At 72.1% G+C, this 25,286-nt stretch carries 20 protein-coding genes; 13 read left to right on the forward strand and 7 right to left on the reverse strand.

The features are described from left to right. Nucleotides 1-5 precede the first annotated feature (5 nt). A complete protein-coding gene (locus tag ACFWJW_RS07035) occupies nt 6-2,243 on the forward strand; it encodes a hypothetical protein (RefSeq protein WP_387236082.1) in 2,238 nt (745 codons plus the stop codon). Nucleotides 2,244-2,418: 175 nt separating this feature from the next. Here ACFWJW_RS07035 and ACFWJW_RS07040 read toward each other — a convergent pair whose 3' ends face one another. Further along, a complete protein-coding gene (locus ACFWJW_RS07040; protein WP_387236085.1) occupies nt 2,419-3,270 on the reverse strand; it encodes a helix-turn-helix transcriptional regulator in 852 nt (283 codons plus the stop codon). Nucleotides 3,271-3,323: 53 nt separating this feature from the next. Between ACFWJW_RS07040 and ACFWJW_RS07045 the strand changes: the two genes are divergently transcribed. Continuing rightward, nucleotides 3,324-4,148, forward strand: a complete 825-nt coding sequence (locus tag ACFWJW_RS07045) for an SDR family NAD(P)-dependent oxidoreductase (RefSeq protein ID WP_387236088.1) — start codon at nt 3,324-3,326, stop codon at nt 4,146-4,148. A gap of 127 nt (nt 4,149-4,275) precedes the next feature. Here the strand turns inward: ACFWJW_RS07045 and speB are convergent, their stop codons facing one another. After that, entirely contained in the window at nt 4,276-5,262 is a 987-nt protein-coding gene (gene speB / locus ACFWJW_RS07050) for an agmatinase (RefSeq protein WP_387236091.1), read from the reverse strand. 304 nt (nt 5,263-5,566) lie between these two features. On the opposite strand from speB, the gene ACFWJW_RS07055 reads away from it, so the two are divergent. Next, nucleotides 5,567-6,367: a phosphatase gene (locus ACFWJW_RS07055; RefSeq protein WP_387236094.1), complete on the forward strand. Its 801-nt coding sequence runs from the start codon at nt 5,567-5,569 to the stop codon at nt 6,365-6,367. A 126-nt stretch (nt 6,368-6,493) separates the two neighbouring features. Here ACFWJW_RS07055 and ACFWJW_RS07060 read toward each other — a convergent pair whose 3' ends face one another. Next, the gene (locus ACFWJW_RS07060) at nt 6,494-6,706 is read right to left on the reverse strand and encodes a hypothetical protein (RefSeq protein ID WP_387236096.1); all 213 of its coding nucleotides are present in this window, start codon (nt 6,704-6,706) and stop codon (nt 6,494-6,496) included. 588 nt (nt 6,707-7,294) lie between these two features. On the opposite strand from ACFWJW_RS07060, the gene ACFWJW_RS07065 reads away from it, so the two are divergent. Continuing rightward, complete coding sequence (locus ACFWJW_RS07065) at nt 7,295-8,149, forward strand: hypothetical protein (protein WP_387236100.1); 855 nt, start codon at nt 7,295-7,297, stop codon at nt 8,147-8,149. Between the two features lie 299 nt (nt 8,150-8,448). Here the strand turns inward: ACFWJW_RS07065 and ACFWJW_RS07070 are convergent, their stop codons facing one another. From ACFWJW_RS07070 to ACFWJW_RS07080, 3 genes are all read right to left on the reverse strand, one after another. After that, on the reverse strand, nt 8,449-9,342 hold the full coding sequence (locus tag ACFWJW_RS07070) for an acyl-CoA thioesterase (protein WP_387236102.1): 894 nt from the start codon (nt 9,340-9,342) through the stop codon (nt 8,449-8,451). Between the two features lie 20 nt (nt 9,343-9,362). Beyond that, a complete protein-coding gene (locus ACFWJW_RS07075; RefSeq protein WP_387236104.1) occupies nt 9,363-10,520 on the reverse strand; it encodes an acyl-CoA dehydrogenase family protein in 1,158 nt (385 codons plus the stop codon). A 127-nt stretch (nt 10,521-10,647) separates the two neighbouring features. Further along, nucleotides 10,648-11,286: a TetR/AcrR family transcriptional regulator gene (locus tag ACFWJW_RS07080; protein WP_387236106.1), complete on the reverse strand. Its 639-nt coding sequence runs from the start codon at nt 11,284-11,286 to the stop codon at nt 10,648-10,650. Nucleotides 11,287-11,420: 134 nt separating this feature from the next. Here ACFWJW_RS07080 and ACFWJW_RS07085 point away from each other — a divergent pair, with 134 nt between their 5' ends. From ACFWJW_RS07085 to ACFWJW_RS07115, 7 genes are all read left to right on the forward strand, one after another. Further along, the gene (locus ACFWJW_RS07085) at nt 11,421-13,052 is read left to right on the forward strand and encodes a carboxyl transferase domain-containing protein (RefSeq protein WP_387236109.1); all 1,632 of its coding nucleotides are present in this window, start codon (nt 11,421-11,423) and stop codon (nt 13,050-13,052) included. A gap of 17 nt (nt 13,053-13,069) precedes the next feature. Continuing rightward, nucleotides 13,070-15,076, forward strand: a complete 2,007-nt coding sequence (locus ACFWJW_RS07090) for an acetyl-CoA carboxylase biotin carboxylase subunit (protein ID WP_387236112.1) — start codon at nt 13,070-13,072, stop codon at nt 15,074-15,076. Further along, on the forward strand, nt 15,073-16,014 hold the full coding sequence (locus ACFWJW_RS07095) for a hydroxymethylglutaryl-CoA lyase (protein WP_387236115.1): 942 nt from the start codon (nt 15,073-15,075) through the stop codon (nt 16,012-16,014). Before ACFWJW_RS07090 ends, ACFWJW_RS07095 begins: the two co-directional genes overlap by 4 nt. A gap of 5 nt (nt 16,015-16,019) precedes the next feature. Then, nucleotides 16,020-17,177 carry an acyl-CoA dehydrogenase family protein gene (locus tag ACFWJW_RS07100; protein WP_387236118.1) on the forward strand — a complete coding sequence of 386 codons (1,158 nt, stop codon included), beginning with the start codon at nt 16,020-16,022 and terminating at the stop codon, nt 17,175-17,177. A gap of 426 nt (nt 17,178-17,603) precedes the next feature. Beyond that, nucleotides 17,604-19,046: a family 2B encapsulin nanocompartment shell protein gene (locus tag ACFWJW_RS07105; RefSeq protein ID WP_387236121.1), complete on the forward strand. Its 1,443-nt coding sequence runs from the start codon at nt 17,604-17,606 to the stop codon at nt 19,044-19,046. 19 nt (nt 19,047-19,065) lie between these two features. After that, nucleotides 19,066-20,127 (forward strand): family 2 encapsulin nanocompartment cargo protein terpene cyclase, encoded by a 1,062-nt coding sequence (locus ACFWJW_RS07110; protein WP_387236124.1) that lies wholly within the window; start codon nt 19,066-19,068, stop codon nt 20,125-20,127. Between the two features lie 32 nt (nt 20,128-20,159). Beyond that, on the forward strand, nt 20,160-21,035 hold the full coding sequence (locus ACFWJW_RS07115) for a geranyl diphosphate 2-C-methyltransferase (RefSeq protein ID WP_387236127.1): 876 nt from the start codon (nt 20,160-20,162) through the stop codon (nt 21,033-21,035). A 47-nt stretch (nt 21,036-21,082) separates the two neighbouring features. Here the strand turns inward: ACFWJW_RS07115 and ACFWJW_RS07120 are convergent, their stop codons facing one another. Further along, entirely contained in the window at nt 21,083-22,687 is a 1,605-nt protein-coding gene (locus tag ACFWJW_RS07120; RefSeq protein ID WP_387236129.1) for a beta-N-acetylhexosaminidase, read from the reverse strand. Nucleotides 22,688-22,876: 189 nt separating this feature from the next. On the opposite strand from ACFWJW_RS07120, the gene ACFWJW_RS07125 reads away from it, so the two are divergent. Both ACFWJW_RS07125 and glmS read left to right on the forward strand, forming a co-directional pair. Then, nucleotides 22,877-23,167, forward strand: coding sequence for a hypothetical protein (locus ACFWJW_RS07125; protein WP_387236132.1), 291 nt, complete (start codon nt 22,877-22,879; stop codon nt 23,165-23,167). Nucleotides 23,168-23,233: 66 nt separating this feature from the next. Then, entirely contained in the window at nt 23,234-25,063 is a 1,830-nt protein-coding gene (gene glmS / locus ACFWJW_RS07130; RefSeq protein WP_387236135.1) for a glutamine--fructose-6-phosphate transaminase (isomerizing), read from the forward strand. Nucleotides 25,064-25,286 lie beyond the last annotated feature (223 nt).

The following is a 25,286-nucleotide window of genomic DNA, read 5'->3' on the forward strand; positions in this document are numbered from 1 at the left end:
CAGCGATGAGCAGTAACACCCCGGTGCTGGAGACCGTTTCCGCGCAGGCGGTGGTCGGCCGGCTGGTGCGGTGGTGGCAGGACACCGCCGATCCGCTGGCGCCGGGGGGCTGGTTGAGCCTGGTCGGCGAGGGTGCGGCGGACGGTGGGCAGGTGCTGCGGGAGGTGGGGGCGCAGGTCGCGTCGAGCGTTCTGGTCGATGCCGCGGAGCGCACCGCGGAGGAGGTGCTGGCGGAGGTGCTGGCGGCGCTGGGGCTGGAGTCCCGGCGGTACGGCGGCCTCAGGTGGATCTCCGAGGTACGCGCCCTGCCGGAGCGGCGGTTGGTGCTGCTCACGCATGTGCACCGGATGGGCCGTACCCGTCGTTCGTACGAGGCGGAGCGGCTGCTGACCGGAACGCTGAAGGCGCTGTGCGCGCGCACCGGGCTTCAGGTGATCGCCCAGGTGGACGCGCCCGGTCTGCTGCGCTCCGGCGACGCCGGCCTGCGGCTGGAGCCGGCCGGAGCGGACCCGGCGGCCGCCCCGCCGGCCTGGCCGGACGAGGTGCGCGCCCTGGCGCTCGCCGAGCCGCGTACGGTGCCGCCGCGCGCCTGGGCGGCACTCGTGGCGGGACTGCGCGCGGACGACGACCACCCGGTCACCGAGGAGGCGCTCCAGGCCACCGAGGACGCGCTCCAGACCGTACTGGCCGAGCACGACCGGTGGCTGGAACGGCGTGACGACGGTGTCGGCTTCGTCGACGAGGCGGTGGCCGAGTCGCTGCGGCGCGAGACCGCCCCGGAAACCGTCACCCGGGTGAACCGCCATATGACGGCCTGGCTGCGGACGCTCGCCCCGGAACTGGCTCACCCCGACGGCTGGGCGGCGAGCGGCGCGCTCGGCACGTACGCGGCCGCGGGGCTGGCCATGCACGCGGCGCAGGCCGACCACGAGCAGAAGTGGACCACGCAGACCCTCGACGAACTGGTCGCCCGGGGCGAGCTGGTGGCCCATCTGCCGCAGACGGCCCTGCTCGATGCCGCGCGCTGCGCACACTACGGCGGCATCGGCAGCAACAGCGCCGCGGCGGACGCCGCGTACCTGTGGGACTACGGGGTGGTCCCGGCCACGCAGCCCGTCTGGGCCGCCTGGCTGCACCTGATGGCGACCGCCCGGAGCGACGACGACTTCGTGGCCGGACTCCTCGCCTCGGGGATCCGCCTCCCGTGGAAGGCGGTGTGGACCCGCTGGCGTCCGCCGGGCGGTTTCCACGCGTCGTTCCTGGCGCCGGGCGTGGTCGGCGAAACGGCCGAGGTCCGCTGGCACGGCCGGCCCGCCGTGGCCGCGCTCGGCACACCGGAGGTGGACGTCAGCATCTGGGACGCGCAGACCGGCGAACCGCTGGCCGGCCCCTGGCCGGAGGACTCCGTCGTCCCGGAGGACGCCCACACCGCCCTCACCCGGCCGGACGAGTCGGGCTCCGGGGACGCTGCGGGCGCGATCACCACGCTCGCCGAACTCGAAGACGCCGTCCCCGCCACCGACATGGCACACCCGAGCCTGCTCTTCGCTCCGGTGCTGACCGTGGGCGACCTGGCGATCCTGGGCGGCCCCGGCGGGCTCTTCGCCCTGGCCCCCGCCAAGGGCTGGGAGGAGACGGCCGGCACCCCCTTCCGCGCCCCGCTCTCCGGGCCGTACGCGGCGCCGGGCCCGACCACCCCGCGGCACGCCACGCCCCCCGCCGCGGCAGACCTGCGCGCCGTCGTGGGCGAGGCCGCCTTCCGCCCCGTCAAGGAGGACCAACTGCCGGCCGGCCTGGAGGAGGACGGCGCCCGCCAGGTGCTGACCGGCCTCGGCATCCCCGCGTTCGACGAGCGCGGCCTGCGCCTCGCCCCCGACGACGACGCGTTCCTGACCGAATTCGCCTGGCCGGACGACGCGCCCGAAGACCCCGACGGCGAGGGGCCGTTCTTCCGCCTCGGCCGGTGGATGGGCGGTGACGTGGTCCTGGACGGCACCGGCGGCGAGGTCTACCGGGTCCCCGGCGACGAGGACGACCCGGTCGACGGCGCGCTGGTGGCGTCCTCCCTGGAGAACTTCCTCGCCATGACCGCCCAGTGGCTGATCGGCCTGCGCATCTCCGCAACGGTCGACAACAGCGATGAGCAGTACGCGCTGCGCCAGCACGTCAGCGGAGAACTCTGGATGCTCGACGACACCGGCTCGCGGTCCGACGCCTGGATGTACATCTTCGAGAACGACTGACAGGGCAGGGACGGGCGGGCGGTGACGTACGCCGAGGCACTTCAGACGGTCACCGGATGGCGTGCGGAGCCACGCCGGAAGGGCCTCGTACGGCACGTGCTTGCGGAGCCATGCCGGAAGGGCCGCACGGCGAGTGGCGGGTCCGCTGCCGCAGCCCCGGATGGAGTGCGACGGATCAGCCGGGCACGCCCATGCGCTGTGTGCCGACGACGGACAACAGCCGCAGTGCTTCTTCCGACGGCGAGCCGGGGGCGGCGGTGTAAAGAAAAACTCGCTGGTCCCGGTCGGCGATGTCCAGGACGTCGCAGTTGACGGACACGGGGCCGACAAGGGGGTGCGCGAAGGTCTTGCAGAGGGTGGGCCGGTCGGTTACGTCGTGGGCGGCCCAGAGCCGGGCGAACTCCGGGCTGCCGCCCAGGAGTTCCGTGACCAGGCCGGTCACCTCCGGGGCGTTGGGGTAGCGGGCCGCGGCGGCGCGCAGGTGCTGGGTCGAGGTCCGGGCGAACTCGTCCGCGTCCGAGACGCCGTACAGCCGCCGGCCGTTCCGGTACGGGCCGAGGAAGGCACGTCGGATGAGGTTCCGGTCCCGGCGCGACAGGACGGAGAAATCCTCCATCAGGGCAGCGGCCAGCTCGTTCCAGGCGATGACCTCATACGTCGCCGACACCACGAGCGCCGCGGCCTCCGGCAACCGGCGCAGCAGGTCGACGATGCTCTGCCGTATCTCCCGCGAGGGCCCGGGCGGCGGTCCGGGCGGGGCGCCGGCGAGATGGTGGAGATGGTCCCGCTCGGCGTCCGACAGGCGCAGCGCGCGGGCGAGTTGGGCCAGCACCTCACGGGAGGGGCGGGGAGCGCGGGCCTGCTCCAGGCGGGCGTAGTACTCGGTCGAGATGAACGCCAACTGCGCCACCTCCTCGCGGCGCAGTCCCGGGGTGCGGCGGCGCTGCCCGGCGGGCAATCCCACGTCGGCGGGGGTGATGCGCTCGCGTCTGCTGCGCAGGAAGCCGGCCAGTTCTCGTCGATCCATCTCCCCAGTGTGTGCGGCGCCGAGGTGCCCTGCCAGGTACTGCCGGTGCCTGGATGCGCCGGGCCGCCGGAAGCAGGCTCGTCGTCATGAACCAGACACCGATCATGTCCACCACGACCCCCGGCCTGCTCGCCGGCAAGGTCGCCTTCATCACCGGTGCCGGCCGCGGCATCGGCGCGGCAGCAGCGCGGCTCTTCGCCCGGGAGGGCGCCCGGGTACTTCTCACGGCCCGCACGGAGTCCCAGCTCAAGGCGGTGACCGAGGAGATCCGGGCGGCCGGCGGTACCGCGGATTACGTGGTGTGCGATCTGACCGACCCGGCCGGCATCCGGGCCGCCGTCAACCGGTCCGTGGAGCTGTACGGCCGGCTGGACGTGGCCTTCAACAACGGCGCGACAGGCCAGCCGCCCGGCCCGATGGACGAGCTGTCGGAGGCCGACTTCGACCATGTCTGCGCCGTCAACCTCAAGGGCCCGTGGCTGGCCATGAACGCCGAGATCGCCGCCATCCGTGCCACCGCGCGGCGCGGAGCCCTCGTCAACACCTCCAGCGTCGGCAGTCTGATGGCCAACCCCGCGCTGCCCGCGTACGGCGCGGCGAAGGGGGCGGTCAACAGCCTCACCGCGTCGGCAGCCGCCACGTACGGCCCGGAGGGGATCCGCGTCAACGCCATCGCGCCCGGCACCACGCTCACCGAGATGCTGTACGACTGGGACGCGGAGTCCCCCGGCACGATCGAGCAGCTCAACGCCCGGACCCCGCTGGGCCGCGCCGCCGATCCGGACGAGATCGCCCAGGCCGCCGCCTGGCTCCTGAGCGATCGCTCCTCCTACGTCACCGGCACGGTCCTCCGGGTCGACGGCGGCATGCGGGCCTGAGCCGGAACGGGGGCAGGGCGCCGGCCGCCACGGCGGGAGCGGGGCAGCTCCGCACGGAAGTCCGGGAGCTGCCCCGCCGCGCTCCCGCCGCGCGGGACACCGCCGCCCCTGCCACGCCCCTCTGCCCCTACTCCCCCTGGCGGGAGGCCGCGATCTGCCGGGACATGATCGTCGTCAGCTCGTACGCGGTGTGCGAGGCGGCGACGGCGGTGATCTCCGCGTGGTCGTACGCGGGCGCGACCTCGACGACGTCCGCGGAGACCAGGTTGCAGGACGACAGCCCGCGCAGGATCTCCAGGAGCTCGCGGGAGGTCATGCCGCCCGCCTCCGGCGTGCCGGTGCCCGGGGCGTGGGCCGGGTCCAGCACGTCGATGTCGATGGAGATGTACAGCGGGCGGTCACCGATGCGCTGGCGCAGCTGGTCGGCGACCTCGTCGACGCCGCGGCGCATGACATCCGCCGAGGTGACGATGCCGAAGCCCATCTTCTCGTCGTCGTCGAGGTCCTTCTTGCCGTAGAGCGGGCCGCGGGTGCCGACGTGGGAGAGCGCGGAGGTGTCGAGGATGCCTTCCTCGACGGCACGGCGGAACGGGGTGCCGTGGGTGTATTCGGCGCCGAAGTACGTGTCCCAGGTGTCCAGGTGCGCGTCGAAGTGCAGCAGCGCGACCGGGCCGTGCTTCTTGGCGACGGAGCGGAGGAGGGGCAGGGCGATGGTGTGGTCGCCACCGAGGGTCATCATGCGGGCGCCGCCGGCGAGCAGGTCGTCGGCCGCGGCCTCAACCGTCTCCACGGCCTCGTTGATGTTGAAGGGGTTGGCGGCGATGTCCCCGGCGTCGGCGACCTGCGCGAGCGCGAAGGGCGACGCGTCCTGGGCCGGGTTGTACGGGCGCAGCAGCCGGGACGCCTCACGGATGGCGTTGCCGCCGAAACGGGCCCCGGGGCGGTAGGAGACGCCGGTGTCGAAGGGGACACCGACGACCGCCACATCGGCCCGGCCGCCGACCTCGTCGAGGCGGGGCAGGCGGGCGAACGTCGCGGGCCCGGCGTAACGCGGGACGCGGGAGGAGTCGACGGGGCCCACGGGCCCGTTGGATGCGCTGGCTGCGGTGGTCATGACCGTGAGGTTAGGGAGCGCCGGCCGCCGGGCCCATGGACATGTGCGTACCCGGGGCCGGGGTCGTTCGACATTTTGTCCAGGCGGCCCGCACGGGGCGGTGACCAGGCATTCCGGGGTTCCACAGGACGCCGCCCCGCTGTCCGTGGGACACCACCACCCTTCCCGCAGGACGGCACCGCCCCGTCCGCAGGGCGGCACCCCCTGTCCGCAGGGCGGTGCCACCGCTCCGGCATCCGCACCCGGGTGTCCGCGCTGCGGAACTCCCCCGCCCCGGAACAGGTGTGCGGGCACAATGGGCGCTATGCCGATAGCCTCCGCAGCCGCTGCCCCCTCGCGCGCCGAACTCGTCGATCATCTCGTCCGGACCCGGATCGCCGGTGAGGTCGCCACCCCCCGCGAGAACAACCTCTCCCACTACCGCAGGCTCGCCAACGGCGACCGCCACTACTGGTTCGGCCTGGAGTTCGGCGACCGGTGGACGGACGAGCAGGACGTGCTGGCCGTGATGGCGGAGCGGTGCGGCGTCATCGACGATCCGCACCACCGGCAGGGGCAGGACACCATCGACCCGGAGCTGACGGTCGACGCGCTGGACCGGACGGCCGCGGTGCTGCGCAAAGCGGCCGCCGGGCAGCACCGGGTGCTGTTCGCGACCGGCCACCCGGGCGGCCTGCTCGACGTCCACCGGGCGACCGCCGAGGCACTGCGTGCGGCGGGCTGCGAGATCGTCGTCATCCCGGACGGCCTGCGGGCGGACGACGGCATGGTCTTCCAGTTCGGCGACGTGGCGATGCTGGAGCGCGGTGCGACGCTCTGGCACACCCACTCCCCCGAACCGATGGCCGCCGTCCTCGACGGCCTGGAGCGCGCGGGCCGCCCGCTGCCGGACCTGGTGATGGCCGACCACGGCTGGGCCGGCTGCGCGGGCCAGCGCGGCCTCGACGCCGTGGGCTTCGCCGACTGCAACGACCCGGCCCTCTTCCTGGCCGAGTCCGAGGGCACCCTCCAGGTGACCATCCCCCTGGACGACCATGTCCTCAGCCCCCGCCATTACGACCCGCTGACCGCGTACTTGTTGGATGCGGCGGGGCTGGTGGGCTGAGCGGGCGGGGGCGGCTTACGGGGGCTTGCGGGGCTGGGGCGGTTGAGGGGCCCTCGGCTCCCTGGTGGTCTCCGCGCTTACCGCAGGGCCACCCGCTGTTCGTGCACCACCACGGTTCGGATGAGGTCAGCTGCCGTAGGGCGGGAAGAAGAGCAGCCGCCCCGCCAGCGCCAGGAGCATGGCGAGGGGCGGCGCGTACCACCAGCGCCGCAGTCTTCTCGTTCTGACGAAGGGAAGGGTGAGGACGAGGCAGAGGATGGCCCAGCCCATGCCGAGGTTGCTGAGGAGCGCGAACTCCTGAGCTGCGTCGAACTCGACAGCGTCGTCACCGCGGGGCATGAGCTGGACCAGTGTGACGAAAGCCAGCGGCGCCTCGATCGTGGGCAGTAGACATGCCCCCAAAACTGTGCCGATGCGCAGTCCGCCACGTGGGCTTCGAGGGTGGGTGGGCGTCGTCACTATCCGAGTGCTTCCTTCGCTTGACCAACATGGTCGTCGAATTGGCGACCGTACCGTTGCGCCCCTTCGCCACGTCGGATCGGTAGGCCACGGCACTCACCGGTCCTCGGAGGCTACGTAGCGGCCCTTGCTGAGGATCTCGTCCATGCCTCGCTGATCGACCGGGCCTCAGGGAATGGCCGGTGCCGGACCCGACCACGTTGACGGTGAAGCGGACTCGGGCCGAGCTGATCGCGGCCGGCGACTTCTGGTGAGGCCGATGGGCAGACGTCCGGCTTCCGACCCCAACGGGTCCCTGAGTACGCCGAGTTCAGCAGCAGGCACGCCGGGCAGGTCTTCGGGCACGTCACCAAATTTGGGACGGGGAGGGTTTCCTGGATTTGCACGGACGAGGAACTGTTCGGCCCGCTGCCCGGGGGCTCCCGGCACCGGTCAGGCTCTCCCGTACCAGTGGAAGGCAGTGAAGAAATGGGCGAGTTCCCTTCTTTGCCCGCGGCCGCCGTTGCCACCGCCGAAGCGGCCTGTGGCGTTCCGGTCGAGCTGACGGAGATCTCGTACCGGCGGGGAGCGGCGGTGTGGAAGGCGGCCGGGCCGGAGGGGGCGGTGGCGGTCAAAGCCGGCGACGGTGAGGGGGCGGCCGTTACTCGGCGGGAGGCGGGGGTCCTCGATGCGCTCGGGTGGCCCGACTATCTGGTGGCCTCGGGTGGGGACGAGGCCGGCGCCTGGCTGGTGACCCGGTGGTTCAACGGGCCGTCTACCTGGGAGGCGTTCGCGCCGGTGCGGCGGGGCACGGACGGGAAAGCGGGCGCCCTCGCCGCCTCTGTGGACCTGTGCCGGGCTGTGGCCGAGCTCCACTCCGCCGGCTGGGTCCACTCCGACCTTCAGCCCTCCCATGGCATCCACACTGATCATGGAGTACGGCTGATCGACTGTTCCTGGTCCTGGCGCGAAGGTATGGAACCGACCAGCGACTTTCGCGGCGGCCTCACCCACCTGGTAGCGCCGGAACTGGCAGCGTCCATCAACTTCGGCATCCAGCCGGTCACCCCGAGCGTCGCCGCCGATGTGTACGCACTGGCCGGAACCTTGTGGACCTGCGTCACCGGCCGATGGCCGCTGGACTACGCCGCGGCCGGGATCGAGCCCGGCCGGCTCACTCCGGCAGACGTCCGAACCCATATCGCCGGCCGTCGCATCCCCCTCGACCCCGCAGCCCCCTGGCCCGCGTTCCAGGACATCCTGCGGCCGGTGCTCCTCGGCGCCGCGCGTGACCGGCCAACGGCGGCCGGGCTGGCGGAGGCACTGGCTACGGTCGCCAGGTGAGCGGGCCGCGGAACGCACCAGGGGCCGCACGGAGCGCGGCGAACGCCGATGGGCCGGTATCCCCGAGCCACGGAATTCGGGGAGCCCGGCCCACCGGCCGATCTTGGGGTGCCATGGGAACGCGCAACCTTGGCATGCGCCGGAACCCACCACCCTGGCGTGCGCCGCCACGCGCGACCTTGGCATGCGCCGGAACGCACCACCTTGGCGTGCGCCGCCACGCGCAACCTTGGCATGCGCCGGAACGCACCACCTCGGCCCGTATCGGAACGCGCGACCTCAGGTCGCTTCGGTACGCGCTACGCCCGCGGCACCCGGATGACCCCCTCCTGAATCACCGACACCGCCAGCTCCCCCTCCGCCGTGAAGATGCGGCCCTTGCCGAGGCCGCGGCCGCTTTGGGCGGTGGGGGACTCCTGGTCGTAGAGGAGCCATTCGTCGGCGCGCAGGGGGCGGTGGAACCACATCGCGTGGTCCAGGCTGGCGCCGACGACGTCGCCGACCGCCCAGCCGCCGCGGCCGTGGGCGAGCAGGACGGAGTCCAGCAGGGTCATGTCGGAGACGTAGGTGACCAGGCAGATGTCCAGCAGGGGGCGGGGGATGTCGCCGTCGTCGTCGAGCTTGCCCTGGGTGCGGAACCAGACCTGGGAGCGGGGCTCGCGGGGCTCGCCGACGGTGACGTACGGGGGCTCGTCGACATAGCGCAGGTCGATCGCGGCGCGGGCCTCCAGGAGCCGTTCGGCTACGTCGGGGGCGAGGAAGCGTTCGGCGGCGTGCCGGGGCAGCATCTCGGCGGCGGTGGGGAGTTCCAGCGGGTCCGGTGCCGGCGGCATCGGCTCCTGGTGCTCCAGGCCCTCCTCGGCCTCCTGGAAGGAGGCCGAGAGGTGGAAGATCGGCTGGCCGTGCTGGACGGCGACGACCCGGCGGGTGGTGAAGGAGCGGCCGTCGCGGATGCGGTCGACGGTGTAGACGATGGGCGCGCCGGGGTCCCCGGGGCGCAGGAAGTACGCGTGCAGGGAGTGCGGCGGCCGGTCGGCGGGGACCGTGCGCCCGGCCGCGACCAGGGCCTGGGCGGCGACCTGGCCGCCGAAGACCCGGGGCACGACCGAGGCGCGGCTCTCGCCCCGGAAGATGTCCTGCTCGATCCGCTCCAGGGAGAGCTGACCGAGCAGGGACCGGAGTGCGTCGTTCACGTGCGCGGTGCCCTTACGGCCTAGAGGCCCATGGACTTGGCGATGATGGACTTCATGACCTCGCTGGTGCCGCCGTAGATGCGGTTGACGCGGTTGTCGGCGTAGAGGCGGGCGATGGGGTACTCGTTCATGAAGCCGTAGCCGCCGTGCAGCTGGAGGCAGCGGTCGATGACGCGGTGCGCGACCTCGGTGCAGAACAGCTTGGCGGAGGCGGCCTCGGCCGGGGTCAGCTCACCGGCGTCCAGGGCTTCGAGCGCGCGGTCGGCGACGGCCTCGGCGGCGTCCACCTCGGCCTGGCAGGCGGCCAGTTCGAACTTGGTGTTCTGGAAGGAGGCGACCGTCTTGCCGAAGATCGTGCGCTCCTGCACGTACTCCTTGGCGAACCGGACGGCGGCCTTGGCCTGGGCGTACGCGCCGAAGGCGATGCCCCAGCGCTCGGAGGCGAGGTTCAGGCCCAGGTAGGCGAAGCCCTTGTTCTCCTCGCCCAGCAGGTCCTCGACCGGGACCTTGACGTCGACGAAGGCCAGCTCGGCGGTGTCGGAGATCTTCAGGCCGAGCTTGTCCAGCTTGCGGCCGACGGAGTAGCCGGCGGACTTGGCGTCGACGGCGAAGAGCGAGATGCCGAAGCGGCGGTCGTCCTCGCGGGGGGCCGCGGTGCGGGCGCAGACGATGACGCGGTCGGCGTGCACGCCGCCGGTGATGAAGGTCTTGGCGCCGTTGAGGACGTAGTGCGTGCCGTCCTCGGAGAGCTTCGCGGTGGACTTCATGCCGGCGAGGTCGGAGCCGGTGCCCGGCTCGGTCATCGCGAGCGCCCACATCTCCTCGCCGCTGACGAACTTCGGCAGGAAGCGCTTCTTCTGCTCGTCGGTGGCGAGCATCTGGATGTACGGGAGGCCGAGCAGCACGTGCACGCCGGAGCCGCCGAAGGTGACGCCCGCGCGGGCGGTCTCCTCATAGATCACGGCCTCGAACTTGTGCGACTCGATGCCGGCGCCGCCGAACTCCTCGGGGACGCGGATTCCGAAGACGCCCAGCTCGGCGAGCTTGTAGTAGAAGTCGCGCGGGGCCTGACCGGCGGCGAACCACTCGTCGTGGACCGGGACGACCTCGGCCTCGATGAAGGCCCGTATGGTCTCGCGGAACGCCTCGTGATCCTCGTTGAACACCGTACGGCGCATTGCTACGTCGCCTCCTCCAGGTCGCCGGTCCAAGCGCATGTCTAAGCGCTTGCTCAGCGAAAGCTACCGGCCAGTTACCTAGGCTGTCCAGAGGTCAACGAAAATCCGTGCGAGCCGGCGGATCCCGCTAGGCGCGCGGCACCGACGCCGCCATCGATTCGCCCGCCTGCTCGCCCGCCACCGCGCCGAACGCGCCCAGCGCGAGCCGGTGCAGCAGCTCCGCCATCTCCGTACGGCCCGGGAGGGCGCCCGGCCGGCCGAGGTGCGGGGTGGAGTTGAGCAGGCCGAAGACGGCATGCACCGCGGCGCGGGCCCGGTCCTCGGAGGGGCCCGGGTGGACCCGGCGGACCACCTCCACCCACAGCTCCACATACTGCCGCTGGAGCTGGCGGACCCGCTTGCGGTCGGCCTCCCGCAGCCGGTCCAGCTCCCGGTCGTGCAGGGTGATCAGCGGCCGGTCGTCCAGCGCGAAGTCGATATGGCCGTCGATCAGCGCGTCCAGCACCGCCTCGGGGCTGCCGCCGCCCTCCGCGACCCGCATCCGGCCGCCGGCGAGCAGCCGCTCACTGATCCCGACCAGCAGCTCGGCGAGCATCGCGTCCTTGCCGGCGAAGTGCCGGTAGAGGCCCGGACCGGAGATGCCCACGGCCGCCCCTATCTCGTCCACGCCGACGCCGTGGAAGCCGCGCTCCGCGAAGAGCCGGGCGGCCTCCTTGAGGATCTGCTCGCGGCGGCTGGTCGGGGCGGCGGACTGCGCATTACTCATGCCGTCGATTGTAGACAGCCGGGTTAGTGCTCGTTAACCTGAAGGCAGTGAGGTTAACGCCCATTAACCCGGATGGCCCGGCCGCCGCGGACCGCGGCACCGGGGCAGGCGATCGAGCAAGGGGGCTCGTACTGATGGAGCAGGCACCGGTGCTGGGGAGTACCGCCGATCCGGCGTCCGACTCCTGGCGGGCCAATGAGGCCGCGCACCGCGAGCTGGCCGCACAGCTGCGCGAGAAGCTCGCGGCGGCCCGGCTGGGCGGCGGCGAGAAGGCCAGGGCGCGGCACACCGCGCGCGGCAAGCTGCTGCCCCGCGACCGGGTGGACGCCCTGCTGGACCCCGGCTCGCCGTTCCTGGAGCTGGCGCCGCTGGCCGCGGACGGGATGTACGGCGGGGCCGCACCGGCCGCGGGCGTGATCGCCGGGATCGGCCGGGTCTCCGGCCGGGAGACGGTGATCGTCGCCAATGACGCCACGGTCAAGGGCGGCACGTACTACCCGATGACGGTCAAGAAGCACCTCCGGGCGCAGGAGATCGCCCTGGAGAACCGTCTCCCCTGTCTTTACCTCGTCGACTCCGGCGGCGCCTTCCTGCCCATGCAGGACGAGGTCTTCCCCGACCGGGAGCACTTCGGGCGGATCTTCTACAACCAGGCGCGGATGTCGGGTGCCGGGATTCCGCAGATCGCCGCGGTGCTGGGCTCGTGCACGGCCGGTGGCGCCTACGTCCCGGCCATGAGCGACGAGGCCGTGATCGTCCGCGACCAGGGCACGATCTTCCTGGGCGGGCCGCCGCTGGTGAAGGCCGCCACGGGTGAGGTGGTCACCGCCGAGGAGCTGGGCGGCGGCGAGGTGCACGCCAAGACCTCCGGGGTCACCGACCATCTCGCCGAGGACGACGCCCATGCGCTGCGCCTGGTGCGCACCATCGTCGGCACCCTCGGTGAGCGCGCGCCGCTCCCGTGGACCGTGCGGACCGTCGAGGAGCCCAAGGCCGACCCGGCCGGGCTGTACGGGGCGGTGCCCGCGGACTCCCGTACGCCCTATGACGTCCGCGAGGTGATCGCCCGCCTCGTGGACGGCTCGCGCTTCGCGGAGTTCAAGGCGGAGTACGGGACGACGCTGGTCACCGGCTTCGCCCATATCCACGGCCACCCGGTCGGCATCGTCGCCAACAACGGCATCCTGTTCTCCGAATCCGCCCAGAAGGGCGCCCACTTCATCGAGCTGTGCGACCAGCGCGGTATCCCGCTGCTGTTCCTCCAGAACATCTCCGGCTTCATGGTGGGCCGTTCGTACGAGGCCGGCGGGATCGCCAAGCACGGCGCGAAGATGGTGACGGCGGTGGCCTGCACCCGCGTGCCCAAGCTGACGGTCGTCATCGGCGGCTCCTACGGGGCGGGCAACTACTCCATGTGCGGACGCGCCTATTCGCCGCGCTTCCTGTGGATGTGGCCGAACGCCAAGATCTCGGTGATGGGCGGCGAACAGGCCGCCTCCGTCCTCGCGACCGTCAAGCGCGACCAGCTGGAGGCGCACGGCGAGGAGTGGAGCGCCGAGGACGAGGCCGCCTTCAAGGCGCCGGTCCGCGAGCAGTACGAGACCCAGGGCAACGCCTACTACGCCACCGCGCGGCTGTGGGACGACGGGGTGATCGACCCGCTGGAGACCCGGCAGGTGCTGGGGCTGGCGCTCACCGCCTGCGCCAACGCGCCGCTGCCCGAGAAGGACAGCACCGCGCCCGGCTACGGCGTCTTCCGGATGTGAGAGGGATGTCCACAGGTATGGCCACCAACTTCGACACCGTGCTCATCGCCAACCGCGGCGAGATCGCGGTCCGTGTCATCCGTACGCTGCGCGCCCTCGGCATCCGCTCGGTCGCCGTGTACAGCGACGCGGACGCCGATGCCCGCCATGTCCGCGAGGCCGACACCGCGGTACGGATCGGTCCGGCACCGGCCGCCGAGAGCTATCTGTCCGTGGAGCGGCTGCTGGAGGCGGCCGCCCGTACGGGCGCCCAGGCGGTCCACCCGGGCTACGGCTTCCTCGCCGAGAACGCCGCCTTCGCCCGTGCCGTGACGGACGCCGGGCTGGTCTTCATCGGCCCGTCCGCCGACGCCATCGAGCTGATGGGCGACAAGATCCGCGCCAAGGAGACGGTGCGGGAGGCCGGGGTCCCGGTCGTCCCCGGCTCCTCGGGCAGCGGGCTGGACGACGGTCAACTGGCCGCCGCGGCACGCGAGATCGGCATGCCGGTGCTGCTCAAGCCGTCCGCGGGCGGCGGCGGCAAGGGCATGCGGCTGGTCCGCGAGGAGGCGCTGCTGGCCGACGAGATCGCCTCCGCCCGCCGGGAGGCCCGCTCCTCCTTCGGCGACGACACCCTGCTCGTCGAGCGCTGGATCGACCGGCCCCGGCACATCGAGATCCAGGTGCTGGCGGACGGCCACGGCAATGTGATCCATCTCGGCGAGCGCGAGTGCTCCCTCCAGCGCCGCCACCAGAAGGTCATCGAGGAGGCCCCCTCGGTCCTGCTGGACGAGGCCACCCGCGCCGCGATGGGCGAGGCGGCCGTGCAGGCGGCCCGCTCCTGCGGCTACCGCGGCGCCGGCACCGTCGAGTTCATCGTCCCGGGCAAGGACCCGGCCTCCTACTACTTCATGGAGATGAACACCCGCCTCCAGGTGGAGCACCCGGTCACCGAGCTGATCACGGGGCTGGACCTGGTGGAGTGGCAGCTGCGGGTCGCGGCCGGTGAGCCGCTCCCGTTCGCCCAGGAGGACATCACCCTCACCGGGCACGCCATCGAGGCCCGGATCTGCGCCGAGGACCCGGCCCGCGACTTCCTGCCGACCGGCGGCACGGTGCTCGCGCTGCACGAGCCGCAGGGCGGCGGGGTGCGCACCGACTCCGGGCTCTCCGAGGGCGGGGAGGTCGGCAGCCGCTACGACCCGATGCTGTCCAAGGTGATCGCCCACGGTCCCGACCGGGCGAGCGCGCTGCGCCGGCTCCGGGCCGCGCTGGCCGAGACGGTCACCCTCGGCGTCACCACCAACGCCGGGTTCCTGCGGCGGCTGCTGGCCCACCCGGACGTGATCTCCGGCGAGCTGGACACCGGCCTGGTGGAGCGGGAGGCGGCCGGTCTGGTCGACGGCACGGTGCCGGAGGAGGTGTACGCGGCGGCCGCGGCGGTGCGGCAGGCCGCCCTGGAGCCGGCGGTGGCCGACGGCGGCTGGCGCGACCCGTTCGCCGCCCCGAACGGCTTCCGGCTCGGCGGCGAACCCGCACCGGTCCGCCACTGGCTGCGGGTCCCGGGACACGACCCGGTCGCCCACGACGTACGGCCGGACGCGGCCGCCGGCCAGGTCACGCCGGACCGCGTACGGGTCACCGTCGACGGGGTGCTGCACACCTTCCACCACAGCGGCGACTGGCTCGGCCGGGACGGCGACTCCTGGCAGGTGACGAGCCACGACCCGGTGGCCGCGGCGCTGCGCGGGGCCGCCGGGGCGCACGGCGCGGACACCCTGGCCGCCCCGATGCCCGGCACCGTCACCGTCGTCAAGGTCGCCGTCGGCGACGAAGTGGCCGCGGGCCAGGGCCTGCTGGTGGTGGAGGCGATGAAGATGGAGCACGTCATCTCCGCGCCGCACGCCGGGACCGTCACCGAACTCGACGTCACCGCGGGCTCGACCGTCGCCATGGACCAGATCCTGGCCGTGGTCGCCCCGCACGAGAGCCCCGACGAGGCCGCCGCGAGCGCCCCCGGGGGCGGGCAGGAGAGCGCCCGATGACCGCACCCGGACTGCCGATGGAGATCCGCGCCGAGGGGCTGCCCACCCGCGTACGGATCCATGAGGTCGGCGCGCGCGACGGCTTGCAGAACGAGAAGACCGTGGTGCCCACGGAGATCAAGGCGGAGTTCATCCACCGGCTCGCCGCCGCGGGCCTGCCGACCGTCGAGGCCACCAGCTTCGTGCACCCCAAGTGGGTGCCCCAGCTCGCCGACGCCGAGCAGCTGTTCCCGCTGCTGGGCGATCTCGATCCGCAGCGGCTCCCGGTCCTCGTCCCCAACGAGCGCGGGCTGGACCGGGCGCTGGCGCTGGGCGCCCGACGGATCGCGGTGTTCGGCAGCGCCACCGAGTCGTTCGCCAAGGCCAACCTCAACCGCACGGTCGACGAGGCGCTGGCGATGTTCGCCCCGGTGATCGCGCGGGCCAAGGACGCCGGGGTGGCGGTCCGCGGCTATCTCTCGATGTGCTTCGGCGACCCCTGGGAGGGGCCGGTGCCGGTCGCGCAGACCGTCCGGGTCTGCCGGGCGCTGCTCGACCTGGGCTGCGACGAGCTGAGCCTGGGCGACACCATCGGGGTGGCCACCCCCGGTCATGTGCAGACCCTGCTGGCCGCCCTCAACGAGGCCGGGGTGCCCACCTCCCGTATCGGCGTGCACTTCCACGACACCTACGGGCAGGCCCTCGCCAACACCTTCGCCGCGCTCCAGCACGGCATCACCACCATCGACGCCTCGGCGGGCGGCCTCGGCGGCTGCCCGTATGCCAAGAGCGCCACCGGAAACCTCGCCACCGAAGACCTCGTGTGGATGCTGCACGGCCTCGGTATCGAGACCGGGGTCGACCTGGACCGGCTGACCGCCACCAGCGTGTGGATGGCCGAGGCCCTGGGCCGGCCGAGCCCCTCGCGTACCCTCCGTGCCCTCTCCCACAAGGAGTGACCCTCATGTCCCTGGACCACCGCCTGCCCGAAGAGCTGGAAGAACTCCGGCGCACGGTCGAGGCGTTCGCACACGACGTCGTCGCCCCGAAGATCGGCGAGTACTACGAGCAGCATGCGTTCCCGTACGAGATCGTGCAGGAAATGGGCCGGATGGGCCTGTTCGGGCTGCCCTTCCCCGAGGAGTACGGCGGGATGGGCGGCGACTACCTCGCGCTCGGCATCGCCCTGGAGGAGCTGGCCCGGGTCGACTCCTCGGTGGCCATCACCCTGGAGGCGGGCGTCTCCCTGGGCGCCATGCCGCTCTACCACTTCGGCACGGAGGAGCAGAAGCGGGAGTGGCTGCCCAAGCTGTGCAGCGGTGAGATGCTCGGCGCCTTCGGCCTCACCGAGCCTGACGGGGGCTCGGACGCCGGCGCGACCCGTACCACCGCCGTACGGGACGGCGGGGACTGGGTGATCAACGGCAGCAAGTGCTTCATCACCAACTCCGGTACGGACATCACCGGTCTGGTCACGGTCACCGCCGTCACCGGCCGCAAGGACGATGGCTCCCCGCTGATCTCCTCGATCATCGTGCCCTCCGGCACCCCGGGCTTCACGGTCGGCGCCCCGTACTCCAAGGTCGGCTGGAACGCCTCGGACACCCGCGAGCTGTCCTTCTCCGACGTCCGGGTCCCGGCCGCCAACCTGCTGGGCGAGGAGGGCCGCGGCTACGCCCAGTTCCTGCGGATCCTCGACGAGGGCCGGATCGCCATCGCGGCGCTGGCCACCGGCCTGGCGCAGGGCTGTGTAGACGAGTCGGTCCGCTACGCCAAGGAGCGGCACGCCTTCGGCCGCGCCATCGGCAGCAACCAGGCGATCCAGTTCAAGCTCGCCGACATGGAGATGCGCGCCCACACCTCCCGGCTGGCCTGGCGCGATGCCGCGTCCCGGCTGGTGCACGGCGAGCCCTTCAAGAAGGAGGCCGCGCTCGCCAAGCTCTACTCGTCCGAGATCGCGGTGGACAACGCCCGCGAGGCCACCCAGATCCACGGCGGCTACGGCTTCATGAACGAGTACCCGGTCGCCCGGATGTGGCGGGACGCCAAGATCCTGGAGATCGGCGAGGGCACCAGCGAGGTCCAGCGGATGCTGATCGCACGGGAGTTGGGCGTCGTCTAGGGCGTAGCGAGGGGCGTGACCCCGTGAAGTGAGAGGTGGGCGGTCCGGTCGCATCAGGCGACCGGGCCGTCGCCTTTTTGCGCTCGCTGCGCCCGTCCGCCCCCGCCCTTCCGCCCGCCCTGTCCGCCCCGCGCCCGCCGGCGCTGCTCCCGTCCGCCCGCTCGTCCGCCCGGCGCTCGTCCGTCGCTGTGCGCGGCCGCGCCTGTACCCCCGTGCGTGCGGAGCATGCGGCGGGGGAAGGGCGTGCGGGCGCACCACCATGATCCGTCTGCAACGCCTGGAGGTTTATGCCTCTCGGATGCGAGGTCGCCCCCTTTCACGCCGTACCGGCACAGCCGTCCCTCCTGTTTGGCTTGCTCCTGCACGCGGCCGCTTTGCTCACCACCGGCCGCTTTGCTCACGTCTGTTCATGTCCCGGGAGGGAAAGTGTCCGTACCGGACGGCGTCACCGGTTCCACCACCGAAGAGCCCGCTCTCGCACCACCCGCAGACAGCGCGCCCACCAGCCTCAGCACCCAGGCCGCGCGCCAGCTGGCGACCACCACCAAGTCCGAGCCCCAGATGCAGGCCATCACCTCGCGCTGGCTGCTGAAGACGCTGCCCTGGGTGGACGTCAAGGGCGGCGCCTACCGGGTCAACCGGCGCCTGACGCTCCGCGTCGGCCGGGGCCGGGTGCAGTTCGAGCAGAACGGCGCGGACGACATCAGAGTGATCCCGCAGACCCTCACCGAACTGCCGGCCCTGCGCGGCTACCCCGACACCGAGGTCCTCAAGGAGCTGGCCGGCCGCTTCCGGGTCCGGGAGGTCCGGGCCGGCCAGGTCCTCTTCGAGGCCGGGCAGCCCACCACCGAGGCGTACCTCGTCGTGCACGGCCGTTTCGCCCGCTACACGGCCGGCAAATACGGCGAGGAGGAGGTCATCGGCGTCGTCACGGACGGCGACCAGATGGGGGACGAGGCGATCGGCCGGCCCGACCCGCGGTGGCTGAGCTCGGTCCGGGCCGAGACGGCGGGCGTGCTGATGGTGCTGCCCTGGGACGTGGTCCGGGAGTTCACCGACCGGGTGCCGTCCCTGGCCGCCCACCTGACGGCGTACGCGGAGCGGCAGCAGCGCCCCATGAACCGCAAGGGCGAGGCGGAGGTGCCGGTGCGGGCGGGGCACGTCGGCGAGCCGACGCTGTCGTCCGGCTTCGTCGACTACGACCTCGCCCCGCGCGAGTACGAGCTCTCGCTGACCCAGACCGTGCTGCGGGTCCACAGCCGGGTCGCCGACCTCTACAACGACCCCATGGACCAGACGCAGCAGCAACTCCGGCTCACCGTGGAGGAGATCCGCGAGCGCCAGGAGTGGGAGCTGGTCAACAACCGGGAGTTCGGTCTGCTGCACAACGCCGACTACGGCCAGCGGATCAGCACCTACACCGGCCCGCCCACCCCCGACGACATGGACGAGCTGCTGTCCATGCGCCGCAAGACCCGGCTGTTCCTGGCCCACCCGAAGGCGATCGCCGCCTTCTTCCGGCAGTGCAACAAACGCGGTCTGGTGCCGGGCACGGCGCACGTCGACGGGCACGAGGTGCCCGCCTGGCGCGGGGTCCCGATCTACCCGTGCGGCAAGATCCCGATCAGCGACGCGCACACCAGCAGCATCCTCGCGCTGCGTACCGGCGAGGCGGACCAGGGAGTCGTCGGCCTGCACCAGACCGGCATCCCCGAGGAGTACCAGCCCGGTCTGAACGTCCGGTTCATGGGCATCGACCCGTCCGCCGTCATCAGCTACCTCGTCACCGCCTACTACTCGCTGGCCATCCTCGTGCCCGACGCCGTCGGAGTCCTGGAGAACGTCCAGATCGGCCGGAGCGCCGACTGACCAGGTGGAGCCCCTCACCATGAGCACCCCCCCGAACACCGCCCCCGCGTGGTCGCTGCCCGGCCCGCCGAACCTCGCCCGCACCCTGCGGACCCGCCGCCCCGGCGGCGCCGTCCCCGGGCTCAGGTACCGGCCCGTCGCCCCCGCCGACCCGGAGAAGGCCGCGGAGATCGACCGCAGACTGGAGACCTGGGCCCGAGAGCTGGACCTGTTCCCCGCGCAGTGGAGCGGGGACTTCACCGAGTTCCAGTTCGGCCGGGCGGTCGTCCTCCAGCATCCCGGCGCGGCCGACCTCGAACGCCTCACCGTCGCGGGCAAGCTGCTGCTGGCCGAGAACATCGTCGACAACTGCTACTGCGAGGAGGACGAGGGCAAGGGCGGCGCCCACCGCGGCCTGGGCGGCCGGCTGATCATGGCCCAGTCGGCCCTGGACCCGCTGCACGGCACCCCCGAGCTGGAGGAGGAGTGGCGGCACGGCGTGCAGGCCGACGGACCGCTGCGCTCGTACCACTGGGCGCTGAAGGACTACGCGGCGCTCGCCACCCCCAGCCAGACCGACCGGTTCGTCCATGACATCGCCCGGCTGCACCTCGGCTATCTCGCCGAGGCCGCCTGGGCGGAGACCCGGCATGCGCCGCGGGTCTGGGAGTACCTCGTCATGCGGCAGTTCAACAACTTCCGTCCCTGTCTGTCCATCGTCGATGCCGTGGACGGCTACGAACTGCCCGAGGCGCTCTACGCCCGCCCCGAGGTCCAGCGGGTCACCGCGCTGGCGTGCAACGCCACCACCATCGTCAACGACCTGTACTCCTTCACCAGGGAACTGGCGAGTGACCCGGACCATCTGAACCTGCCCCAAGTGGTGGCCGCCAACGACCAACGCGGCCTGAAGGACGCCTACTTGAAGAGCGTCGAGATCCACAACCAGGTCATGGCGGCGTTCGAGACGGAGTCGGCCCCGCTGTCGGCCACCTCGCCGCTCCTCGAACGCTACGTCCGGAGCCTGGCCGACTGGGTGTCCGGCAACCACGAGTGGCATGCCACCAACACCGACCGCTACCACCTGCCCAACTACTGGTAGACCGATCCGCGCACCACAGCAAGGAGCCACCGTTGACCATCGCTCACGCCGACACCGCCCGCACGCCGGTGCCGACCCAGTCCACGTACCAGTCCCGGGTCGCGGACTACTGGAACGCCGAGGAGAACCCGGTCAACCTCGAACTCGGCAAGATCGACGACCTGTACCACCATCACTACGGCATCGGGGACGCCGACCGGTCGGTGCTGAACGAGCCGGACCCCGCCCGGCGCCGGGAACGGGTCACCGGTGAACTGCACCGCCTGGAACACGCCCAGGCCGAGCTCCTCGCCTCCCACCTCGGCGATCTCTCCCCGACCGACCGCGTCTTCGACGCCGGGTGCGGGCGCGGCGGCGGCAGCGTGGTCGCGCATCTGCGCCACGGCTGTCACACCGACGGCGCCACCATCTCCGCCAAGCAGGCCGACTTCGCCAACGCGCAGGCCCGTAAGCGCGGTATCGACGACAAGGTGCGCTACCACCACCGCAACATGCTCGACACCGGCTTCACCTCCGGCGCGTACGCGGCGTCCTGGAACAACGAGTCGAGCATGTACGTCGAGCTGGACCTGCTGTTCGCCGAGCACGCACGGCTGCTGCGGCGCGGGGGCCGCTATGTGGTGATCACCGGCTGCTACAACGACGCCTACGGGCGCGCCTCCCGCGAGGTGTCCCTCATCAACGCGCACTACATCTGCGACATCCACCCGCGGTCGGCGTACTTCCGCGCCATGGCCCGCAACCGGCTGGTCCCGGTGCACGTCGAGGACCTGACGGCGGCCGCGCTCCCGTACTGGGAACTGCGCCGGGAGGCCGACCACCTGGTCACGGGGATCGAGGAGACCTTCCTGACCGCGTACCGCAACGGCAGCTTCCAGTACCTGATGATCGCCGCCGACCGGGTCTGAGGACTCCGCGTGCCGTGCCGGGCGTCCGACGACGCCCGGCGCAGCCGTCACCGCGCCGGCCAGGGCACCTCCGGCGAGCGGTAGTAGTTGATGCCCAGCGCGTCCCAGCGCGGCCCCTGGGCGGCCAGCCGGACCTTGTAGCCGTCCCAGTCATGGGTGCTCGCCGGGGACCAGCCCAGCTCGGCGATGCCGGGCAGCCGCGGGAAGGCCATGTACTCGATGTGCGCGGAGGTGGAGAGCGTCTCGGACCACAGGGGCGCCTCCACGCCGAACACGGAGTCCGCGGGCGCGTCCTGGAGGTAGCGGCCCGGGTCCCAGTCGTAGGAGCGCCGGGCGTCGACATAGCCGGCCCAGGCCAGGCCCAGCGGCGTGTTCTTGTCGTACTTCATGTCGAGGTAGGCGCGGTCGGCGGGCGAGAGGATCAGCCGGGTGCCGTTCCGGGCGGCGTCGGCGACCTGCTGCCGCTCCGCCGTGCCCGTCTTGTCGTAGCCCCAGTACTGCGCGACGGCGCCCTTCGCCGGATGCGCGCCGGTCAGCTGGTGCCAGCCGACCACGGTCTTGCCGTACTTGGCGACCACCGGCTGCACCTTGTCCATGAAGGCCACATAGTCCGCATGGCTGGTGGAGTGCGCCTCGTCGCCCCCGATGTGGAGGTAGCGGCCGGGCGTCAGGGCCGCGAGCTCACGGATGACGTCGTCCACGAAGTCGTAGGTCTCCTGCTTGGGCACGCACAGGGAGCTGAACCCGACCTCGGTGCCGGTGTAGAGCGGCGGTGCCTGGCCGTTGCAGTTGAGCGGGGCGTAGGAGGCCAGCGCGGCGTTGGTGTGGCCCGGCATGTCGATCTCGGGGACGACGGTCAGATAGCGGGACGCGGCGTAGCGGACGATCTCGCGGTAGTGGTCCTTGGTGTAGTAGCCGCCGCGGCCGCCGCCGACCTGGGTGGAGCCGCCGTACGTCGCCAGCCGCGGCCAGGACTTGATGGCGATCCGCCAGCCCTGGTCGTCCGAGAGGTGCAGATGCAGCTTGTTGATCTTGTACATGGCGAGCTGGTCGATGTACCGCTTGACCTGCGCCACGGTGAAGAAGTGCCGGGAGACATCGAGCATCGCGCCCCGGTAGCCGTAGCGCGGGGAGTCCTCGATGGTGCCCCCGGCGATCCGCCAGGGCCCGCGCGCGGCGCGCTGCTGCTCCACATCGGCGGGCAGCAGCTGGCGCAGCGTCTGGACGCCGTGGAAGAGGCCGGCGGGGCGGGCGGCGCTGAGGGTGACCGCCCGGCCGTCGGAGGTCAGCCGGTAGCCCTCGGCGCCCAGCCCGCCGGTGCCGCTGCCGCCGAGCCGCAGGACGATGCCGTCCCGGCCGTCCTTGGTCGTGACGGGGAGGGCGAGGCCGGTGGCGGGCCGCAGCAGCCCCGCCAGATAGCCGGCGATCCGCTTGGCCTCGCCGGAGCCGCCGGGCACCCGGATCCGGGTGCGGTCACCAAGGGTGTACGCCTCCCCGCCGCCGCGTACGGACGCGGGCGCGGGGATCACCCGGTCCAGTGGGGTGGCGGCCCGGGGAGCGGCCCCGGCGGCGCCCTGCGGCGGCACGGCGGCGGTCCCCAGCCCCGCCGCCGCGACCAGCAGCAGCGAGAACAGCAGTCTGCGTCGTCTCATCGACGGTCCCTTCGGCGAACCTCGTGCATGGCGTGGTGCATGGCATGGAGCGACCGAACGGTGACCATGCGTACCGTGAGCCTCGATTCCGGTCAAGGTTCAGACCACTTTCCGACCCCCAAACTGGGGACGTGCCCGATAGCGGGCAGATTTCTTGCGATTCCTCGCGCCGCCCCGCAGTATCTACGGGTGCTCGAACGCCGTCACCGCAGCGCTGAAGCGCCGCACGAAGACCTGGTGGACCACCTGGTGCGCAGCACACCGCTTCAGCGCGGTGAGGCCGCCCGGGTGGTCCTGGACGTGCTGGCGTACTTCGACGAGACCACGGAGGAATTCGTCCGCCGTCGTCATCGGGAGCTCCAGTCCCAGGGACTGCGCAACGAGGCGATCTTCGAGCGGATCCGCCACGAGATGCCGCACCGCGCCGTGGCCCCGCCCGATCTCTCGTCCCGCCAGCTGCGCCGCATGATCTACGGCTGACGGCCACGCCCGGGACGCCGGGCAGCACGCACCATTGCCACAACGCTTTACTGGGAGGGTCACTGTATGTGCGGGATCGTTGGATACATCGGCAAACGTGATGTCGCCCCGCTGCTCCTCGAGGGCCTCCAGCGCCTGGAGTACCGGGGTTACGACTCCGCGGGCATCGCCATCCACGCCAAGGGCACCGGCAAGGCCACCGGCGGCCTGAAGACCGCCAAGGCCAAGGGCCGGGTCCGCGAGCTGGAGTCCCGGCTGCCCAAGCGCTTCGCGGGCACCACCGGCATCGCGCACACCCGCTGGGCCACCCACGGCGCGCCGACCGACGAGAACGCCCACCCGCACCGGGACACCGAGGGCAAGGTCGCGGTCGTCCACAACGGCATCATCGACAACGCCGCCGACCTGCGCGCCCGCCTGACCGCCGACGGCGTCGTCTTCGCCTCCGAGACCGACACCGAGGTCCTCGCCCACCTGATCGGCCGCTCCACGGCCGAGAAGCTGGAGGAGCGGGTCCGCGAGGCGCTGCGGCACATCGAGGGCACCTACGGCATCGCCGTCCTGCACGCCGACTTCCCCGACCGCATCGTGGTGGCCCGCAACGGCTCCCCGGTCGTCCTCGGCATCGGCGAGCACGAGATGTTCGTCTCCTCCGACGTCGCCGCGCTGGTCTCGCACACCCGCCAGGTCGTCACCCTCGACGACGGCGAGATGGCCACTCTCAAGGCCGACGACTACCGCACGTACACCACCGAGGGCTCGCGGACCACGTCCGCCCCGGAGACCGTCGAGTACGCGGCCGAGTCGTACGACCTGGGCGGCCACGACACCTACATGCACAAGGAGATCTCCGAGCAGGCCGACGCGGTGGACCGCGCGCTGCGCGGCCGGATCGACGACCGCTTCTCCACCGTGCACCTCGGCGGCCTGAACCTCGACGCCCGCGAGGCGCGCGGGGTGCGCCGGGTGAAGATCCTGGGCTGCGGCACCTCGTACCACGCGGGCCAGATCGGCGCGCAGATGATCGAGGAGCTGGCCCGTATCCCCTCGGACGCCGAGCCGGCCTCCGAGTTCCGCTACCGCAACCCGGTCGTCGACCCCGACACGCTCTACGTCGCGGTCTCCCAGTCCGGTGAGACCTACGACGTGCTGGCGGCCGTCCAGGAGCTCAAGCGCAAGGGCGCCCGGGTCCTGGGCCTGGTGAACGTGGTCGGCTCGGCGATCGCCCGGGAGACCGACGGCGGCATCTACGTGCACGCCGGCCCCGAGGTCTGCGTGGTCTCCACCAAGTGCTTCACCAACATGGTGGTGTCCTTCGCGCTGCTCGCCCTGCACCTGGGCCGGATCCGTGACCTGTCGGTCGCGGACGGCAAGCGGATCATCGAGGGCCTGCGCAAGCTGCCCGCGCAGATCGACGAGATCCTCAAGGGCGAGGAAGAGATCAAGAAGCTGTCGGCCGCCTACGCGGACGCCAAGTCGATGATGTTCATCGGCCGGGTGCGCGGCTACCCGGTGGCCCGTGAGGCGTCCCTGAAGCTCAAGGAGGTCTCCTACATCCACGCCGAGGCGTACCCGGCGTCGGAGCTGAAGCACGGCCCGCTGGCCCTCATCGAGCCCGCGATGCCGACCGTCGCGATCGTCCCCGACGACGACCTGCTGGAGAAGAACCGCGCCGCGCTGGAGGAGATCAAGGCCCGCAGCGGCCGCATCCTGGCCGTCGCCCACCAGGAGCAGGAGAAGGCCGACCACACCATCGTCGTCCCGAAGAACGAGCCGGAGCTGGACCCCATCCTCATGGGCATCCCGCTGCAACTCCTCGCCTACCACACGGCCTTGGCCCTCGGCCGCGACATCGACAAGCCGCGCAACCTGGCGAAGTCGGTCACGGTGGAGTAACCCAGCCCGGCTGCCTCGCCGAGCCGGTGATGACCGTGAAGGTGGTCCACCCATGACCACCGAAGCGAAAATTGAGCAACCCCCACGGCGCTCAGCCACCTCCGCGAAAACGGCGCCGGCTGAGGCGCAAAGAGGGCCGCGGGGCCGCGGGCGGGGCCCCCAACGCGGCCGGGGGCCCCCCCCCCCCCATGTCGGGGGGGCCCCGCCCCCCGGGCGGTGGCGC

Source organism: Streptomyces sp. NPDC127097, from assembly GCF_042724075.1.
In the GTDB taxonomy this organism is placed as follows: Bacteria; Actinomycetota; Actinomycetes; order Streptomycetales; family Streptomycetaceae; genus Streptomyces.

Coding starts and splice junctions, on each gene's coding strand:
- ACFWJW_RS07110 (WP_387236124.1), top strand. CDS start 19,066: ATGAGCACCCCCCCGAACACCGCCCCCGCGTGGTCGCTGCCCGGCCCG.
- ACFWJW_RS07100 (WP_387236118.1), top strand. CDS start 16,020: ATGTCCCTGGACCACCGCCTGCCCGAAGAGCTGGAAGAACTCCGGCGC.
- ACFWJW_RS07055 (WP_387236094.1), top strand. CDS start 5,567: ATGCCGATAGCCTCCGCAGCCGCTGCCCCCTCGCGCGCCGAACTCGTC.
- ACFWJW_RS07045 (WP_387236088.1), top strand. CDS start 3,324: ATGCGCCGGGCCGCCGGAAGCAGGCTCGTCGTCATGAACCAGACACCG.
- glmS (WP_387236135.1), top strand. CDS start 23,234: ATGTGCGGGATCGTTGGATACATCGGCAAACGTGATGTCGCCCCGCTG.
- ACFWJW_RS07090 (WP_387236112.1), top strand. CDS start 13,070: ATGGCCACCAACTTCGACACCGTGCTCATCGCCAACCGCGGCGAGATC.
- ACFWJW_RS07085 (WP_387236109.1), top strand. CDS start 11,421: ATGGAGCAGGCACCGGTGCTGGGGAGTACCGCCGATCCGGCGTCCGAC.
- ACFWJW_RS07065 (WP_387236100.1), top strand. CDS start 7,295: ATGGGCGAGTTCCCTTCTTTGCCCGCGGCCGCCGTTGCCACCGCCGAA.
- ACFWJW_RS07120 (WP_387236129.1), bottom strand. CDS start 22,687: ATGAGACGACGCAGACTGCTGTTCTCGCTGCTGCTGGTCGCGGCGGCG.
- ACFWJW_RS07095 (WP_387236115.1), top strand. CDS start 15,073: ATGACCGCACCCGGACTGCCGATGGAGATCCGCGCCGAGGGGCTGCCC.
- ACFWJW_RS07035 (WP_387236082.1), top strand. CDS start 6: ATGAGCAGTAACACCCCGGTGCTGGAGACCGTTTCCGCGCAGGCGGTG.
- ACFWJW_RS07080 (WP_387236106.1), bottom strand. CDS start 11,286: ATGAGTAATGCGCAGTCCGCCGCCCCGACCAGCCGCCGCGAGCAGATC.
- speB (WP_387236091.1), bottom strand. CDS start 5,262: ATGACCACCGCAGCCAGCGCATCCAACGGGCCCGTGGGCCCCGTCGAC.
- ACFWJW_RS07060 (WP_387236096.1), bottom strand. CDS start 6,706: ATGCCCCGCGGTGACGACGCTGTCGAGTTCGACGCAGCTCAGGAGTTC.
- ACFWJW_RS07075 (WP_387236104.1), bottom strand. CDS start 10,520: ATGCGCCGTACGGTGTTCAACGAGGATCACGAGGCGTTCCGCGAGACC.
- ACFWJW_RS07040 (WP_387236085.1), bottom strand. CDS start 3,270: ATGGATCGACGAGAACTGGCCGGCTTCCTGCGCAGCAGACGCGAGCGC.